The sequence below is a fragment of the Luteimonas sp. BLCC-B24 genome, from assembly GCF_028550595.1.
In the GTDB taxonomy this organism is placed as follows: domain Bacteria; phylum Pseudomonadota; class Gammaproteobacteria; order Xanthomonadales; family Xanthomonadaceae; genus Luteimonas.
The window spans coordinates 819,369-834,725 of sequence record NZ_JAQQGN010000001.1; the positions used below are offsets into that span (position 1 = coordinate 819,369).

Genomic DNA, 15,357 nt, shown 5'->3' on the forward strand with positions numbered 1-15,357 from the left:
CCGGCCGGTCACCCCGCTCTGCTACCGTCCGCGCATGAGCGTTGGCGTACTCCTGTTGACCCACGAAGGCATCGGCACGGCGATCCACGCGGTCGCGACCCGGCTGCTGACCCGTCTGCCGTTGAAGACGGCGGTGTTCGAAGTGCCGTTCGATGCGTCCATCGAGTCGGCCCTGCCGCGCGCGAGTGCGGCGCTGCGGACGGTGGACGACGGTGACGGGGTGCTGATCCTCACCGATCTGTACGGCGCGACCCCGAGCAACGTCGCCGCCGCGCTGGCCCGGCTCGGCACACCCGCACGGCGGGTGTCCGCGCTCAGCCTGCCGATGCTGCTGCGGGTGATGAACTATCCTGAGCAGGCGCTCGATCAGATCCCCGCCACGGCCGCCGCGGGCGCGCGCAATGGTGTCGTCCTCGACGACGCCTGAGCCGGACGCCACCCCACGCCGCCCCAAGGACAGGCCCTTCCCGATGATCGAACGTGAACTCCTCGTCGCCAACAAGCTCGGCCTGCACGCGCGCGCCACGGCGAAACTCGTGCAGGTGCTGTCGGGTTTCCGCAGCAACGCCACGCTCGTCGCCAAGGGTCGCGAGGTCAACGCCAAGAGCATCATGGGCGTGATGCTGCTGGCCGCCGGCCACGGCACCCGGGTGGTGTTGCGGCTCGACGGCGACGACGAGACCGACGCGATGGACGCGGCCGCGGCGCTGTTCGAGCGCAGGTTCGACGAGGAAGGCTGATGCGGCACGGCCTGCACGGACAGGGCGCATCGCGGGGCAATGCGCTCGGACGCGCCCGCGTGCGCGAGCCGCATGCGCTGGAGGTCGCCGAGACCCGCATCGCCGCCGACGAGGCGCCGGCGGAACTCGCCCGCCTGCATGCGGCGATCGACCACGTCCGCGCCGACATCCGTGCGATGCGCGACCAGTTGCACGGCGCGCTGGCGCACGAGGTGGGCGAGTTTCTCGACCTGCACACCCTGCTGCTCGACGATCCCGAACTGCTCCAGGGCCTCGACGATCTGGTGATGAGCGGCCTCTACGGCGCCGACTACGCGCTGCGCCTGCAGCGCGACCGGCTCGCGGCCGTGTTCGAGGGCATGGACGACGCCTACTTCCGCAGCCGCATCGAGGACATCGACCATGTGATCGGACGCGTGCATGCCGCCCTGCACGCGCACGAGGCCGAGCTCCAGGGCGTCGCCGGCGAGATCCTGGTCACCGATGCGATCGCGCCGTCGGAGATCGGCCGGCTGCACGCCCGCGGCGTGCTCGGCGTGGTGACCTCGACCGGCAGCACACTCTCGCACTCGGCGATCCTCGCGCGCAGCCTGCACCTGCCCCTGGTCGTCAACGCTGCGCACGCGCTGGCCCAGGTCAACGACGGCGACGTGCTGGTGATCGATGGCAGCACGGGCGAGGTCATCGTCGAACCGAACGCGGATGATCTGCGCCAGTACCGGGAGCGCCTGCGCGAAGAAAAGCGCGAGCGCAAGCAGCTGCGTCGCCTGCGCCGTGAGCCGAGCAAGAGCCTCGACGGCGTCGACATCCGCCTCTACGCCAACGCCGAAACCCGCGAAGACGTCGCCGAAGCGCACGCGCTCGGCGCGGCCGGGGTCGGCCTGTACCGCACCGAATTCCTGTTCCTGCAGGGCCGGCGGATTCCCGACGAGGACGAACAGTTCCGCGCCTATCGCGACCTCGTACTCGGCATGACCGGGCGCACGGTGACCATCCGCACGCTCGACATCGGCGCCGACAAGGCCGACGAGACGGGGCTGGCCCTGCGTGACGAACCCAACCCGGCGATGGGTCTGCGTGGCGTGCGCCTGTCGATGGCCCGCGACGGCCTGCTGGAGACCCAGCTGCGCGCGATCGTGCGGGCGGCGGGCTACGGGCCGGTCCGCGTGCTGGTGCCGATGGTCAGCGGACGCGAGGAAATCGTCGCGGTGCGCCGGATGCTCGACCGCGTGCAGGCCGATCTGCGCGCCGAAGGACACGGCAGCGCGGAGCGGCTCGCGCTCGGCGCGATGATCGAAGTGCCGTCGGCCGCGATCGCGCTGCCGACCTTCGCCCGCGACCTGGATTTCATTTCCGTGGGCACGAACGATCTCGTGCAGTACCTGCTGGCCGCGGACCGCAACAACGACGCCCTCGGTGATCTCTACTCGCCCCTGCATCCCGCGGTGATCCGCCTGCTGCACGGCGTGGTCCGGGTGGCACGCGCGCGCGGCATGCCGGCCTCGGTCTGCGGCGAGATCGCCGGCGATGCACGGTTCACGCCCCTGCTGCTCGCACTCGGCTTCGAGGAGTTGAGCCTGCATCCCTCGCCGTTGCTGGAGGTCCGCCGCGCGATCCGCGGCCTGGACATCGGCCATCTGCGCGCGCGCATGCCCGCGCTCCTGCGCGCGCGCGACCGCGCCGGCATCGAGCGCTGGCTGGCAGGCGCGCAGCCCCTGCGCAGCTACGCCTGAGCGCTGCAGCGCGCGTACACGCAGCGCGCCGGTTTCGCGTGCCGGGTGAGGTCACGATCCGACGCGTGCCGTCGCGGCCCGTTGCGTCACGCCTGACTCCACGCCCGCGTGCCGTGCACGCGGGGTGGGCAGATCCGGGGCCAGCGCGGATAATGCGCGGATGATCATCTGACTGTCGCGCCATCCGGTCGCGACGTGCAACGGAAGCCGCTCCATGGCCGAAGCCGTCCGACCCGACAAGACCGCGCGTCAGCTGCGCCTGCTGTCCGATGCACTCGACAGCGGGCGTCTGGGCCCGGTGCGCCGTCTGGTCCACACACTGGCGCCGGCCGAGATCGGCAACCTGCTCGAATCGCTGCCGCACGACAAGCGCATCGTCGTCTGGGGCCTGGTCGATCCCGAGGACGACGGCGAAGTGCTGGTCCACGTCGGCGACGAGGTGCGCGAGAGCCTGATCGCCGACATGGACCCCGACGAGCTGGTCGCGGCCGTCGAGGACCTCGACATCGACGACCTCGCCGATCTGGTCGAGGACCTGCCCGGTGCCGTGATCGACGAGCTGCTGCGCTCGATGGACCGCGAAAACCGCGAACGCCTCGAGCAGGTGCTGTCGTATCCCGAGGACAGCGCCGGCCGCCTGATGAATCCCGACGTGGTGACGGTACGCGCCGACACCACGGTCGATGTCGTGCTGCGGTTCCTGCGCCTGCGCGGCGAACTGCCCGACAACACCGATCATCTGTACGTGGTCAATCGCCGGCATCAGCTCATCGGCTGGGTCGCGCTGCAGGATCTCGTGACTCGCGACCCGGGCACGCCGGTCAACAAGCTGATCGACGACGAGCTCGACTCGATCCATGTCGACGAATCCGCCGAACAGGTCGCACGCCTGTTCTCGGACAACGACTGGGTCTCGGCGCCGGTGGTCGACGACGGCAACGTGCTGCTGGGCCGCATCACCATCGACGACGTGGTCGACATCATCCGCGAGCAGGCCGAGCACCAGGCACTCGGTGCGGCGGGTCTGGACGAGGACGAAGACCTGTTCTCGCCGATCCGGCGCGCGGTGCGCGGCCGCGTGGTGTGGCTGGGCATCAATCTGTGCACGGCGTTTCTCGCCGCGTTCGTGATCGGCCGCTTCGAGGCGACGATCGAGCAGATCGTCGCGCTGGCCGTGCTGATGCCGATCGTCGCCGGCATCGGCGGCAATGCCGCAGTGCAGGTACTGACCTTGATGGTGCGCGGTATCGCGCTGGGCCAGGTGGGTGCCAGCAATGCGCGCATCCTGATGTGGAAGGAGCTGCGGGTCGCGCTGATCAACGGCCTGCTGATCGGCGCCCTCGTCGGCCTCGTCGCCCTGGTCTGGTTCCACGACTGGGTGCTGTCGCTGGTGATCTTCGCGGCGCTGGTGATCAATTTCTGTTCCGCAGCGACGGCCGGTGTGTTGCTGCCGCTGCTGCTCAAGCGCATGCGGGTGGATCCTGCAGTCGCCGGCACCGTGGTGGTCACGGCGGTGACCGACATCATGGGTTTCTTCAGCTTCCTTGGCCTCGCCACCGTGATCATGCTGCGCTGAGCATGGTGGCGACGGGCGCCGCAACCGGGTTCGGCCGGATCGAACACTGGGACGACACGCGCGGCTTCGGCTTCATCGTGCCCGACATCGCGCAAGCCGACGCGCCCGACCGTCTGTTCGTCCATATCCGCGATATCGATCGCGAGGGCACGCGGCCTGTCGTCGGCGCGCGCGTGCGTTACACGCCGGAGCGTCAGCCCGACGGCTGCTGGCGTGCGGTGCGGGTCGCAGCCGTGGGGATCGCCGCCTCCCGCACCCCGCGGCGACGCGACGCGCACCGTCCTGCCCGATCGGGCCCGCGGCTCCTCATGCCCACGGCGCTCGTCGGATGGGTCGCGCTGCTCGCGCAGGCGATGACGAACGCACGCCTGCCGTGGCTCGCACTCGTCGCCTTGGCCGGCCTCAACCTGCTCACCTTCGTCGTCTACGCGCTCGACAAGCACGCCGCGCGGCGGGGTAGCCGGCGCACGCCCGAGGCGCATCTGCACCTGCTCGAACTGCTCGGCGGCTGGCCCGCGGGGGCGCTGGCGCAGCAGGTGCTGCGGCACAAGCGTGCCAAACCGGACTACCGTAGGGCCTTCGCCGCGATGATCGCCCTGCACCTGCTCGCCCTCGCCGCCTGGACCTTCGCCTGACTTCGGAGCCGCGCATGATCGACCTCGCCTCGCCCTTCCGTCGCCGCCTGCTGCGCGGCCTCGCGCTCCTCGGTAGCGCGGCCGTGGTGTCGGGCTGCGCGGGCGCCGTGCCGGGATCGGTCGCACCCGCCGCCGGCGGCTTCGTGCGCCGCGAGGTGAGCTCGAACGGCCGCCGCTACGCCTACCAGGTGTTCGTGCCGGCGCGCACCGTGCCCCGCCCGCTTCCCGTCGTCCTGTTCCTGCACGGCTCGGGCGAACGCGGCGACGACGGCGAGGCGCAGACACGGGCGGGTCTGGGGCCTTACGTGCGCGCGCATGCGGCGGACTTCCCCGCACTCGTCGTCTTTCCGCAGTCGCCCGAAGGCGCGTCGTGGGAAGGCGATACGGCGACGATGGCGCTGGCGACCCTCGACGCGGCAACCGCGGAGTTCGACGGCGACCGCAGTCGCACCTCGTTGACCGGCATGTCCCGCGGCGGTTACGGCGTGTGGTCGCTGGCGCTGCGCGAGCCGGCGCGCTTCGCCGCGCTGGTGCCGGTGTGCGGCGGCATCACCGCGCCCGGCACCCGGCCCGATCTGGACACGCTGTATGTCGAATCGACGCACGCCTCGGCCGACCCGTTCGCCGCCGCGGCGCGGGGTCTGCGCGACATCCCGAGCTGGGTCTTCCACGGCGCACGCGACGACGTGGTGCCGCCCGAACAGTCGCGGCGCATGGTGGCCGCGCTGCAGCGCGAAGGCGCGGATGTGCGCTACACCGAATTCGCGGACGCCAACCACAACAGCTGGGACGCGGCCTACGCCGCGCCGGGGCTCTGGGACTGGCTGTTGCGGCAACGCCGCTGACGCCCGGCGCAACGCGTCGTGACGCTCTCAGCGCCGCGTGCGGCGTCGGCGCGCGAGCGCGCTGAGCGTCGCGATCACCGCGGTCGACGCGGCCATCGACAGGAACTGCGCACGGGTGTCGGGCGAGGCGACCAGCAGCGCGAAGATCACGCCGAGAATGCCGAGGGCGCACAGGGTGAGCACCGGGAAACCGCGCATCCGCACCGGCATGGCCGCGCCGGCGCGGTCCGCGCGTCGCCGCAGGATCAGCTGCGACACCAGCGCGAGCGTCCACACCAGCAGGCAGGTCGCACCGACGATGTTGAGCAGCGTCGGCAGCACCCGGCCGGGCACACGCAGTTCCAGCGCCGCGGCCGCGAAGCCGAATGACACGCTGGCCAGCACCGCCGCGATCGGCACCAGCCGGCGATCGCTGCGTCCGAGCCACGCCGGCGCTTCGCCGCGCCGCGCCAGCGACCAGATCATCCGCGAGGCGCCGTAGAGATTGGCGTTGAGCGCCGACAGGAGCGCGATCACCGCGACCAGGGTGATCGCGGTCGCCGCGCCGGGAATGCGCGCCGCGTCCAGCACCGCCGCGAACGGCGACGCCAGCGCCGGGCTGTTCCAGGGCACGACCAGGACGATCACCGCGATCGAGCCGAGATAGAACACCAGGATGCGCCAGGCCACGGTGCGAATGGTCCGGGCCAGGCTGCGCGCCGGATCCGCGGTTTCGGCGGCCGCGATCGCGACGATCTCGGTGCCGCCGAATGCGAAGACCACCACCAGCAGGGCGGCGCCCACCCCCACTAGGCCGTTCGGTGCGAAGCCCCCGTGGGCGGTCAGATTCGCCAAGCCCGGCGACGCCACATCGGGCAGCGCGCCGAGCAGCAGGGCGATACCGACGCCGATGAAGGCGAGAATGGCGACGACCTTGAGGATGGCGAACCAGAATTCGAACTCGCCGAAATTGCGTACGCCGAGCAGATTGATCGCGGTGAACACGGCCATGAACACGAGCGTGAGCCCGGGCACCGAAACGCCGGGCCAGATCGTCGCCAGCAGACCGGCCGCGCCCACCGCTTCGGCCGCAACGACCACCACCACCTGCAGCCACCACAGCCAGCCCACGGTGGCGCCGGCGGTCGGGCCCATGGCGTCCTCCGCGTACACCGAGAACGCGCCGCTGGCCGGCTTCGCCGCGGCCATCTCGCCGAGTGCATGCATCACCACGATCACCAGCGCACCGGCGATCAGGTACGAGACCAGGACGGCCGGGCCGGCCGCCTGGATGCCGACGCCGGAGCCCAGGAACAGGCCCGCGCCGATCGCGCTGCCCAGGCCCATCATCACCAGCTGCCGCGGCTTGAGCGCATGCGCGGGCGACGCGGCGGCGTGATCGGGAAGCGAAGCGTGGGGATCGGGGGATGACATCGCGGTGGCCGGAGTGCGGGACGGCGCACGATACGCGCTCGCGCCCGTCACGTGCGGACGCGTTCGGAACCCACCGCGGCATGCAGCGTGCCGGCGGTGTGCGCAGTCCGGCCCGGCGGAGCGGTCGCGATCAGCCCAGCAGGGCGTCCAGCACCGCCATGCGCACGGCCACGCCGTTGCGCACCTGGCGCAGGATCAGCGACTGCGGCCCGTCGGCGACCTCGTCGGTGATCTCGACACCGCGGTTCATCGGGCCGGGGTGCAGCACCACCGCGTCCGGCGCCGCGCGGCGCAGGCGGCGCGCGTCGAGGCCGTAGTCGCGATGGTAGTCGTCGAGCGAGGCGACCAGGCCCTCGTCCATGCGCTCGCGCTGCAGGCGCAGCATCATCACCGCGTCCACGCCCTCGAGCGCGGCATCGAGATCGTGACCCACCGTGCAGCCGGCCAGTACATCGCCGTCGGGCAACAAGGCGGCCGGGCCGCAGACCCGGATCTCGCCCGCGCCCAGCGTGCGCAGTGCCTGCAGATCGCTGCGCGCCACGCGCGAGTGCCTGACGTCCCCGACGATCGCGACGCGCAGCCCGGAAAAATCCGCACCCTTGGCCTGGCGCAGCGTCAGCATGTCGAGCAGGCCCTGGGTGGGATGCGCACTGCGCCCGTCACCGGCATTGAGCAGGGCGACGCCCGGCGCGGCCGCCGCGGCCAGGGCGGCCACCGCGCCGTCGGCCGAGTGGCGCACGACGAATCCGCGCACCCCCATGGCCTCGATGTTGCGGAAGGTATCGAGCGCGGTCTCGCCCTTGGTCGTCGACGAGGTCGACGCGTCGAAGCCGAGCACGTCGGCCCCCAGGCGCTGCGCGGCGCGCTGGAAGCTCAGCCGCGTGCGCGTCGACGGCTCGAAGAACAGGGTGCAGATCGCGGTGCCGGCGAGCCGGGCGTTCGGCGCGTCGTCGTCGAGACAGGCCTGCGCGCGATCGAGCAGGTCGACCAGGGTCGAACGCGGCAGGCCGTCGAGGGTGAGCAGATGGCGCAGGCGGCCGGCGGAATCGAGTTGCGCGGGGGAATCGGAAACGGACATCACGATGACGGGCAGCCGCGGGACGCCCATTGTCCCGCACCCGGAGCGGACGCGGCGAGTGCCGGGCTACACCGGCGTGGCGTCGTCCGGTGCGGCCAGCCAGCGCTCGACGATGACCGCCGCTGCGACCGCATCGAGCGCGGCGGCATCGCGCTTGCGGCGACGGCCTTCGGCCCGGTCCAGCGCGAACCGCTGCGCGGCCTCGATGGAACTCGCACGCTCGTCCATCAGCACCACGGGCACGCGATAACGGACCGCCAGTTGGCGCGCGAACGCATGGGCGCGGCGGCGGGCGGGCTGGTCGCCGCCGTCGAGGGTCATCGGATCGCCGACGATCATGCCGTCGGGACGCCATTCCTTGTGGACGCGGTCGATCGCGGGCCAGTCGATCTGGTCGCCGTGCACGTCGATCACCGCCAGCGCGCGCGCGCCGTGGCCGAAAGCGCTGCCCACCGCCACTCCGATGCGCCGTGCACCGACGTCGAAACCGAGCACGGTGCAGTCGCGGCGGATCGCGTTCGCGGGCGCCGGGGCGTCGCTCATGCCCGGCCGCTGTGGCTGGCGACGTGCATCATGTCGACCCCGAGGCGCCCGGCCGCGGCCTGCCAGCGTGCCTCGATCGGCGTGTCGAACAGCAGCGGCGCATCGGCCGGCACGGTGAGCCAGCTGGTTTCGGTGAGTTCGTGTTCCAGCTGGCCGGCGCCCCAGCCGGCGCAGCCCAGCGCGACCAGCGCGTTGTCCGGACCCTCGCCGACCGCCATCGCCTCGAGGACGTCGCGCGAGGTGGTCACGTAGAGATCATCGGCGATCGCGAGGCTGGAATCCCACCCCGTCGCGCCGTCGTGGATCACGAACCCGCGCTCGGGATGCACCGGCCCGCCGGCCAGCACGCGCTGCGCGCGCAGCCGCGGGTCGACCAGCACGATGCCCATCTGTTCGAGCACGTCGCCCAAGGTGTATTCCGAGGGCCGGTTGACGACCACGCCCATGGCCCCGTTGCCGTCGTGCTGGCAGATCAATGCGACCGAGCGCGCGAACTCGGGGTCCTGCAGCGCGGGCAGCGCGACCAGCATGTGGTGGGTGAGAAACGCCATGCCGGCATTCTAGCCGGCGTGCCTGTCGTGGGCGCGCGAGGCGGGCGTCCACGCCGCGCCGCGGGCTCACAGGCCGAACTGGATTTCCTGCGGCGTGGCGACGCGGACGTGCACCACCTCCACCTCGGCACGCAGCGTGCGCCCGGCCAGCGGATTGTTGCCGTCGACGGTGATGCTGTCGGCGTCGAGCGCGGTCACCACGACATCCAGCGGTCCGCGCTCGGTCTGCGCGCGCAGCCGTTCGCCGACCGCGGGCACGCTGCTGCCGGTGAACGTGCTGCGCGGCAAACGCTGCACCAGGCTGTCGTGGCGCGGGCCGAAGCCCTGCTCGGGCGGAATGTCGACGGTGAAGGTGTCGCCCGCGCTGCGCCCTTCGAGCGCCTGCTCCAGGCCCCGGATGATCGTGCCGCTGCCGTGCATGTAGACCAGCGGATCGTGTCCGTGCGTGGAGGTGATGGCCTGGCCGTCGGTGTCGGTCAAGGTGAAATGCACCGTGGCGATGCGGCGATGTGCGATTTCCATCTGCGAACGTCCCTCTGGCGATGCCCGATGGTCGCGCGGCGCGCGTGAACGTCGCAACCCGGTGCCGCCCCGATGGCAGGGCGACGTGCAGCTGTCTATCCTCCCGCGATGAGCGCCTATTGCGACATCGCCCCCGGCCATCCGCTGCACGGTCCCTATCACGACACCGAATACGGCTTTCCGCAGCGCGAGGAGGCGGTGCTGTTCGAACGCCTGCTGCTGGAGATCAACCAGGCGGGGCTGAGCTGGGAGACCATCCTGCGCAAGCGTGCGGGCTTCCGCGCCGCCTACGACGGCTTCGATGTCGACACCGTGGCCGCCTACGGCGAGGTCGAGCGTGCACGTCTGATGCACGATGCCGGCATCATCCGCAACCGGCTCAAGATCGACGCCGCGATCCACAATGCACAGGTGATCCAGCGCCTGCGCGACAGCCACGGGGGCTTCGCGGAGTGGCTCGACGCGCACGCGCTCGAGAACGCGGCGCCGCGCGACAAGGCCTCCTGGGTCAGGCTGTTCAAGAAGACCTTCCGGTTCACCGGCGGCGAGATCACCGGCGAGTTCCTGATGAGCCTGGGCTACCTGCCCGGCGCGCATCGGCCCGATTGTCCGGTGGCGATCGTGCTCCGGGAGCGCGCCGCACGATGAAGGCGTGGCATCCGATCGTCTGGCTGATGGCGTTCGCCGGTCTCGCGTCCGCGCCCACGGTGCATGCCGCGACGCCGGCAGAGCACGTGCGCGCCGCCATCCTCGAGGCGGCCGGCGCGGGCGCCCCGGACCCGGTGGACGCCGCCCTGGCCGCGCGCCGCCACCCAGGCGGCGTCACGCTCGATGTCGCGCTCGCCGATGACGAGGAGGCGCCGGTCGCGGACTGCCTGGCTGGCCACCCGAGGCCACACGGCGTCTCTCCCGCCGATTGGCAGGCCCTGGCGGCCTGGCCGGGCCTCTGCGTTCGAGGCGACGGCGAGGGCCGCAGCGCGCGTCTGCAGCTGATCGATCTCGACGGCGACGGGCGGCTCGACCTGATCCGCGACACCTATCTCGGCGGCACCGGCCTGTTCTCGCAGATCGAACTGGTCCGCCAGCGCGCGGACGGCTTCGCACCTCCGCCCGTGACGCCGGACGCCGTCGACGCGCACGACACCGCCGTGTTTTCGATCAACGGCCGCGGTGCGGACCAGGCGTTCGAGCGGGTCGACCTCAACGGTCAGGTCTTCGTCGCCTACCGCGACAGCGTCTATGCCGAGGACACGATCACCCTCGCCCGCCCGTTCGACCCCGCCGCGCAGGAGGCGGTGCGGGTGCGCTATGCGATGCGCCATCGCGTGGCGCCGCCGGCCGACGATGCCCGTCCGCCGGCACTCGATGCCGCGGTGAACCGTGCGCTCGCGGCGCTGGCGCGGCGCGGCGACGTGAGCCGGGCCTGTCCGCCGCGTGCGGGCGACGCACCCGGGCCGTGGCACGGGGCCGGGCATTACACGTTCGAATACGCGGCGACCGTCGCGGTACGCCATGCCGGCGACTGCGTGGAGGTGGCGGTGGTCAACATGCTCAACAGCTATCGCCCACCGGGCGGTCGCGGCTGCTGCATGGCCTGGGTGCATGACCGCAGCGGGCGCCAGATCGCCGGCATCGCGCTCGTCACCGAGCGCCGGGTGCTCCGTATCGACATCGTTCCGGCGGACCCGAGCGCCGGGTTCTGAACGCAGAACGCCCGCCGGTGCGAGCGGCGGGCGTGCGGACATCGCAACCTGAGGGAATCAGCCGGCGACGGCGGCCTGATAACGCCGCTCGACCTCGTTCCAGTCGACGACGTTGTAGAACGCGGCGATGTAGTCCGGGCGACGGTTCTGGTACTTCAGGTAATAGGCGTGTTCCCAGACGTCGAGGCCGAGGATCGGGGTATTGCCCGAGCCGATGCCCTTCATCAGGGGGTTGTCCTGGTTGGCGCTGCTCTCGACCTTCAGCGTGCCGGCCTTGTCGACCGACAGCCAGGCCCAGCCGCTGCCGAAGCGCGTGAGTGCGGCCTTGGTGAAGGCTTCCTTGAACGCGTCGAAGCCACCGAGGTCGCTGTCGATGTGCTTGGCCACGTCGCCAACCGGGTTACCGCCGCCCTGGGGCGACATCACCGTCCAGAACAGCGAGTGGTTGGCATGGCCACCGGCGTTGTTGCGCAGCGGGCCGCGCTTGTCTTCCGGCAGCGCGTCGAGGTTGGCGATCAGTTCTTCGACCGGCGTGTCGGCCCACTCGGTCCCTTCCAGCGCGGCGTTGGCGTTGGTGATGTAGGTCTGGTGGTGCTTGCTGTGGTGGATCTCCATCGTCTTCGCGTCGATGTGCGGCTCGAGCGCGTCGTATGCGTAACCCAGTTCGGGGAGGCTGTAGGCCATGAGCGGGATCTCCTTCGGGAATGAACGCGCCATTGTCCTCCGGCAGAGGTCAATTTGGCGACAATGCGACGTCACCTTAGCGGCAGGCATCGGCGGCCGGCGGCAACACTGCGTTTCGCGACGTCGGCAGCGCGGAGACGACAACGCCCCGCGTCGCGGGGCGTTGCCGGCGTACGTGCGAAGGCCGCGCGGGTCAGCGCACCTCGGCCACCTCGACACCGTCCAGCCCCTGCGCCAGCGTGCGCGCATCGCCGCCCTGGGCGAGCTTGATGCGCAGGCGCACCTCGTTGGCCGAGTCGGCGTAGCGCAGCGCGTCCTCGTACGAGATCTCGCCGGCCTGGTAGAGCTCGAACAGCGCCTGGTCGAAGGTCTTCATGCCCAGGTTGGTCGATTCCTTCATGACCTCCTTGAGCTTGTGGATCTCGCCCTCGCGGATGTAGTCCTGCACCAGCGGCGTGCCGAGCATGATCTCCATCGCCGCGCGCCGGCCCTTGCCGTCGGGCGTGGGAATGAGCTGCTGCGCGACCACGCCCTTGAGGTTGAGCGACAGATCCATCAACAGCTGGTTGCGGCGGTCTTCGGGGAAGAAGTTGATGATGCGGTCCATCGCCTGGTTGGCGTTGTTCGCATGCAGCGTGCACAGCACCAGGTGACCGGTTTCGGCGAAGGCGATCGCGTGGTCCATGCCCTCGCGCGTGCGCACCTCGCCGATCATGATCACGTCCGGCGCCTGGCGCAGGGTGTTCTTCAGCGCGGCGTCCCAGCTGTCGGTGTCGATGCCGACCTCGCGCTGGGTAATGATGCAGCCCGCGTGCTTGTGCACGAATTCGATCGGGTCCTCGATCGTGATGATGTGGCCGGTGGAGTTCTGGTTGCGGTAGCCGATCATCGCCGCGAGCGACGTCGACTTACCGGTACCGGTCGCACCGACGAAGATCACGATGCCGCGCTTGGTCATCGCCAGCGTCTTGATGATCGGCGGGAGGTTGAGTTCCTCGATCGTCGGAATGTGCGTCTCGATCCGGCGCAGCACCATGCCGACCTGGTTGCGCTGGTAGAAGCACGAGATGCGGAAGCGGCCGACGCCCGAGACGCCGATCGCGAAGTTGCACTCGTGGGTCTTCTCGAATTCCTCGCGCTGCGGCGGCGTCATCACGTTGAGCACCAGATCGCGCGCCTGCTGCGGCGTCAGCGGGTTCTGGGTGATCGGCGAGATCTTGCCGTGCACCTTGATCGACGGCGGCATGCCGGCGGTGATGAACAGGTCCGAGGCCTTCTGATGGGCCATCAGCTTGAGGAACGAGGTGAAATCGATGCTGCTCATGGGTGGCTCCTCTGGAGCCGGGAATCGGGATTGGGGATTGGGGATACGAAACATCGAATCCATCCCGATCGCGAGCCCTGGCTTTTTCTAATCCCGAATCCCAAATTCCGAATCCCGGCATCTGCTCACTCGAACAGACGCTTGTCTTTCGCGTATTCCTTCGCCGCCGGGCGCGTGATCAGGCCGCGCTTGACCAGGTCCTGCAGATGCTGGTCGAGGGTCATCATGCCGGCCGACTGGCCGGTCTGGATCGCCGAGTACATCTGCGCGACCTTGTCCTCGCGGATCAGGTTGCGGATGGCCGGCGTGCCGACCATGATTTCCCAGGCGGCCGTACGGCCGCCGCCGACCTTCTTCAGCAGTGCCTGCGAGATCACCGCGCGCAGCGATTCGGACAGCATCGAGCGCACCATCGGCTTCTCGCCGGCGGGGAACACGTCGATGATGCGGTCGATGGTCTTGGCCGCGCTCGAGGTGTGCAGCGTGCCGAACACCAGGTGGCCGGTTTCCGCGGCGGTCAGCGCCAGGCGGATGGTTTCCAGGTCACGCAATTCGCCGACCAGGATGTAGTCCGGATCCTCGCGCAGTGCCGAGCGCAGCGCCTCGTTGAAGCCGTGGGTGTCGCGGTGCACTTCGCGCTGGTTGATCAGGCACTTCTGCGAGGTGTGCACGAACTCGATCGGATCCTCGACCGAAAGGATGTGCGCGTACTCGTTCTTGTTGATGTGGTCGAGCATCGCCGCGAGCGTGGTCGACTTGCCCGACCCGGTGGGACCGGTCACCAGGATCAGGCCCTGCGGCTGGTCGATGAGCTGGCGGAAGATCGGCGGACAGTTGAGGTCCTCGAGCGTCAGCACCTCGGACGGAATGGTGCGGAACACCGCACCGGCGCCGCGGTTCTGGTTGAACGCGTTGACGCGGAAGCGCGCGAGCCCGGGAATCTCGAACGAGAAGTCGACCTCGAGGAATTCCTCGTAGTCGCGGCGCTGCTTGTCCGACATGATGTCGTAGATCAGCGCGTGCACCTGCTTGTGCTCGAGCGCCGGGATGTTGATGCGGCGCACGTCGCCGTCGACGCGGATCATCGGCGGCAGGCCTGCCGACAGATGCAGGTCCGACGCCTTGTTCTTGACCGAGAACGCCAACAGTTCGGCGATATCCATACAACACCCCTTGATGATGATCCGCACGGAGCGCCGGCCGGATGGCTGGCGGCGCCCTGCCCCCGGCGGCAGTATAGACCCGGATCCGCGCCCCAGAACCAGCCCGTCGTCGAGGACATCGCCGTGCCCGAGTCATCCCCCGCTGCGGCCCTCGCGGCCATCGCGCACCGTATCGAGCGCGCCCGGGACGCGTCCGCACGCGTCGCGCCGGTGCGGCTGCTCGCGGTCGGCAAGACCCAGGCGGCCGATGCGCTGGCCGCCGTGGCCGGCGCCGGGCAGCGCGCGTTCGGCGAAAACTACGTGCAGGAGGCGGCCGGAAAGATCGAAGCGCTGGATGCGCTGGGTCTGGAATGGCACCTGATCGGCCACCTGCAGTCGAACAAGGCCAAGCAGGCGGCCGCCCTGTTCGACTGGGTGCAGACCGTCGACCGGCGCAAGCTGGTCGACGTGCTCGACGCGCACCGCCCCGACGCGCGCGGGCCGCTGAACGTGCTGGTGCAGGTCAATATCGACGACGAGACCAGCAAGCACGGCTGCGCGCCGTCCGAGGTGGCCGGGCTGGTCGAGGCGATCCGTGCCGCACCGCGGCTGCGCCTGCGCGGCCTGATGGCGATCCCGGCGCCGCACGCCGAGCCGGCGCGGCGACGTGACGCGTTCGCGCGGATGCGGCGTCTGTTCGATACGGTGGCCGGCGTCGACCCGGGCATCGACACCTTGTCGATGGGCATGAGCGACGACCTCGAACTGGCGATCGCCGAGGGCGCGACGATGGTCCGTGTGGGGTCGGCGTTGTTCGGCGCACGCGCGCGGCGTTGAGCCCGGCCGCGCACGGGCTACCATCGTCGCC

At 70.3% G+C, this 15,357-nt stretch carries 17 protein-coding genes; 9 read left to right on the forward strand and 8 right to left on the reverse strand.

Annotation, left to right across the window (positions count from 1 at the left end):
- The first annotated feature begins 34 nt into the window (after positions 1–34).
- The 6 genes from PQS31_RS03990 to PQS31_RS04015 all read left to right on the forward strand — a co-directional run bounded on the left by PQS31_RS03990 (position 35) and on the right by PQS31_RS04015 (position 5,529).
- Entirely contained in the window at positions 35–427 is a 393-nt protein-coding gene (locus PQS31_RS03990) for a PTS fructose IIA subunit family protein (protein ID WP_272761372.1), read from the forward strand.
- Positions 428–470: 43 nt separating this feature from the next.
- Entirely contained in the window at positions 471–740 is a 270-nt protein-coding gene (locus PQS31_RS03995; protein WP_272761373.1) for an HPr family phosphocarrier protein, read from the forward strand.
- Positions 740–2,473, forward strand: coding sequence for a phosphoenolpyruvate--protein phosphotransferase (ptsP, locus tag PQS31_RS04000; RefSeq protein WP_272761374.1), 1,734 nt, complete (start codon positions 740–742; stop codon positions 2,471–2,473). The genes PQS31_RS03995 and ptsP overlap by 1 nt, the downstream gene beginning before the upstream one ends.
- A 214-nt stretch (positions 2,474–2,687) precedes the next feature.
- The gene (gene mgtE, locus PQS31_RS04005) at positions 2,688–4,049 is read left to right on the forward strand and encodes a magnesium transporter (RefSeq protein ID WP_272761375.1); all 1,362 of its coding nucleotides are present in this window, start codon (positions 2,688–2,690) and stop codon (positions 4,047–4,049) included.
- Between the two features lie 77 nt (positions 4,050–4,126).
- The gene (locus PQS31_RS04010) at positions 4,127–4,684 is read left to right on the forward strand and encodes a DUF1294 domain-containing protein (protein WP_272761376.1); all 558 of its coding nucleotides are present in this window, start codon (positions 4,127–4,129) and stop codon (positions 4,682–4,684) included.
- A 14-nt stretch (positions 4,685–4,698) separates the two neighbouring features.
- On the forward strand, positions 4,699–5,529 hold the full coding sequence (locus PQS31_RS04015; RefSeq protein ID WP_272761377.1) for a prolyl oligopeptidase family serine peptidase: 831 nt from the start codon (positions 4,699–4,701) through the stop codon (positions 5,527–5,529).
- Between the two features lie 27 nt (positions 5,530–5,556).
- On the opposite strand, the gene PQS31_RS04020 is transcribed toward PQS31_RS04015, so the two are convergent.
- The 5 genes from PQS31_RS04020 to PQS31_RS04040 form a co-directional block, all read right to left on the reverse strand.
- A complete protein-coding gene (locus tag PQS31_RS04020) occupies positions 5,557–6,942 on the reverse strand; it encodes an amino acid permease (protein WP_272761378.1) in 1,386 nt (461 codons plus the stop codon).
- 130 nt (positions 6,943–7,072) lie between these two features.
- On the reverse strand, positions 7,073–8,020 hold the full coding sequence (locus PQS31_RS04025; RefSeq protein WP_272761379.1) for an aspartate carbamoyltransferase catalytic subunit: 948 nt from the start codon (positions 8,018–8,020) through the stop codon (positions 7,073–7,075).
- Positions 8,021–8,086: 66 nt separating this feature from the next.
- Positions 8,087–8,563, reverse strand: a complete 477-nt coding sequence (gene ruvX / locus PQS31_RS04030) for a Holliday junction resolvase RuvX (RefSeq protein WP_272761380.1) — start codon at positions 8,561–8,563, stop codon at positions 8,087–8,089.
- Positions 8,560–9,114, reverse strand: a complete 555-nt coding sequence (locus tag PQS31_RS04035) for a YqgE/AlgH family protein (protein ID WP_272761381.1) — start codon at positions 9,112–9,114, stop codon at positions 8,560–8,562. Before PQS31_RS04035 ends, ruvX begins: the two co-directional genes overlap by 4 nt.
- A 66-nt stretch (positions 9,115–9,180) precedes the next feature.
- Positions 9,181–9,636 carry a peptidylprolyl isomerase gene (locus PQS31_RS04040; protein ID WP_272761382.1) on the reverse strand — a complete coding sequence of 152 codons (456 nt, stop codon included), beginning with the start codon at positions 9,634–9,636 and terminating at the stop codon, positions 9,181–9,183.
- A gap of 108 nt (positions 9,637–9,744) precedes the next feature.
- Here PQS31_RS04040 and PQS31_RS04045 point away from each other — a divergent pair, with 108 nt between their 5' ends.
- A complete protein-coding gene (locus PQS31_RS04045; protein WP_272761383.1) occupies positions 9,745–10,284 on the forward strand; it encodes a DNA-3-methyladenine glycosylase I in 540 nt (179 codons plus the stop codon).
- Positions 10,281–11,339, forward strand: a complete 1,059-nt coding sequence (locus PQS31_RS04050) for a hypothetical protein (protein WP_272761384.1) — start codon at positions 10,281–10,283, stop codon at positions 11,337–11,339. Before PQS31_RS04045 ends, PQS31_RS04050 begins: the two co-directional genes overlap by 4 nt.
- 57 nt (positions 11,340–11,396) lie before the next feature.
- Here the strand turns inward: PQS31_RS04050 and PQS31_RS04055 are convergent, their stop codons facing one another.
- From PQS31_RS04055 to PQS31_RS04065, 3 genes are all read right to left on the reverse strand, one after another.
- The gene (locus PQS31_RS04055) at positions 11,397–12,023 is read right to left on the reverse strand and encodes a superoxide dismutase (protein ID WP_272761385.1); all 627 of its coding nucleotides are present in this window, start codon (positions 12,021–12,023) and stop codon (positions 11,397–11,399) included.
- 193 nt (positions 12,024–12,216) lie between these two features.
- Positions 12,217–13,347: a PilT/PilU family type 4a pilus ATPase gene (locus PQS31_RS04060; protein WP_272761386.1), complete on the reverse strand. Its 1,131-nt coding sequence runs from the start codon at positions 13,345–13,347 to the stop codon at positions 12,217–12,219.
- Between the two features lie 125 nt (positions 13,348–13,472).
- The gene (locus PQS31_RS04065) at positions 13,473–14,510 is read right to left on the reverse strand and encodes a type IV pilus twitching motility protein PilT (protein ID WP_272761387.1); all 1,038 of its coding nucleotides are present in this window, start codon (positions 14,508–14,510) and stop codon (positions 13,473–13,475) included.
- Between the two features lie 123 nt (positions 14,511–14,633).
- On the opposite strand from PQS31_RS04065, the gene PQS31_RS04070 reads away from it, so the two are divergent.
- Positions 14,634–15,326: a YggS family pyridoxal phosphate-dependent enzyme gene (locus PQS31_RS04070; RefSeq protein ID WP_272761388.1), complete on the forward strand. Its 693-nt coding sequence runs from the start codon at positions 14,634–14,636 to the stop codon at positions 15,324–15,326.
- Positions 15,327–15,357 lie beyond the last annotated feature (31 nt).

Excerpts from the sequence above, each read along its gene's own strand:
- PQS31_RS03990 (WP_272761372.1), top strand. The coding sequence starts at position 35 with ATGAGCGTTGGCGTACTCCTGTTGACCCACGAAGGCATCGGCACGGCG.
- PQS31_RS03995 (WP_272761373.1), top strand. The coding sequence starts at position 471 with ATGATCGAACGTGAACTCCTCGTCGCCAACAAGCTCGGCCTGCACGCG.
- ptsP (WP_272761374.1), top strand. The coding sequence starts at position 740 with ATGCGGCACGGCCTGCACGGACAGGGCGCATCGCGGGGCAATGCGCTC.
- mgtE (WP_272761375.1), top strand. The coding sequence starts at position 2,688 with ATGGCCGAAGCCGTCCGACCCGACAAGACCGCGCGTCAGCTGCGCCTG.
- PQS31_RS04015 (WP_272761377.1), top strand. The coding sequence starts at position 4,699 with ATGATCGACCTCGCCTCGCCCTTCCGTCGCCGCCTGCTGCGCGGCCTC.
- PQS31_RS04020 (WP_272761378.1), bottom strand. The coding sequence starts at position 6,942 with ATGTCATCCCCCGATCCCCACGCTTCGCTTCCCGATCACGCCGCCGCG.
- PQS31_RS04025 (WP_272761379.1), bottom strand. The coding sequence starts at position 8,020 with ATGTCCGTTTCCGATTCCCCCGCGCAACTCGATTCCGCCGGCCGCCTG.
- ruvX (WP_272761380.1), bottom strand. The coding sequence starts at position 8,563 with ATGAGCGACGCCCCGGCGCCCGCGAACGCGATCCGCCGCGACTGCACC.
- PQS31_RS04035 (WP_272761381.1), bottom strand. The coding sequence starts at position 9,114 with ATGGCGTTTCTCACCCACCACATGCTGGTCGCGCTGCCCGCGCTGCAG.
- PQS31_RS04040 (WP_272761382.1), bottom strand. The coding sequence starts at position 9,636 with ATGGAAATCGCACATCGCCGCATCGCCACGGTGCATTTCACCTTGACC.
- PQS31_RS04045 (WP_272761383.1), top strand. The coding sequence starts at position 9,745 with ATGAGCGCCTATTGCGACATCGCCCCCGGCCATCCGCTGCACGGTCCC.
- PQS31_RS04050 (WP_272761384.1), top strand. The coding sequence starts at position 10,281 with ATGAAGGCGTGGCATCCGATCGTCTGGCTGATGGCGTTCGCCGGTCTC.
- PQS31_RS04055 (WP_272761385.1), bottom strand. The coding sequence starts at position 12,023 with ATGGCCTACAGCCTCCCCGAACTGGGTTACGCATACGACGCGCTCGAG.
- PQS31_RS04060 (WP_272761386.1), bottom strand. The coding sequence starts at position 13,347 with ATGAGCAGCATCGATTTCACCTCGTTCCTCAAGCTGATGGCCCATCAG.
- PQS31_RS04065 (WP_272761387.1), bottom strand. The coding sequence starts at position 14,510 with ATGGATATCGCCGAACTGTTGGCGTTCTCGGTCAAGAACAAGGCGTCG.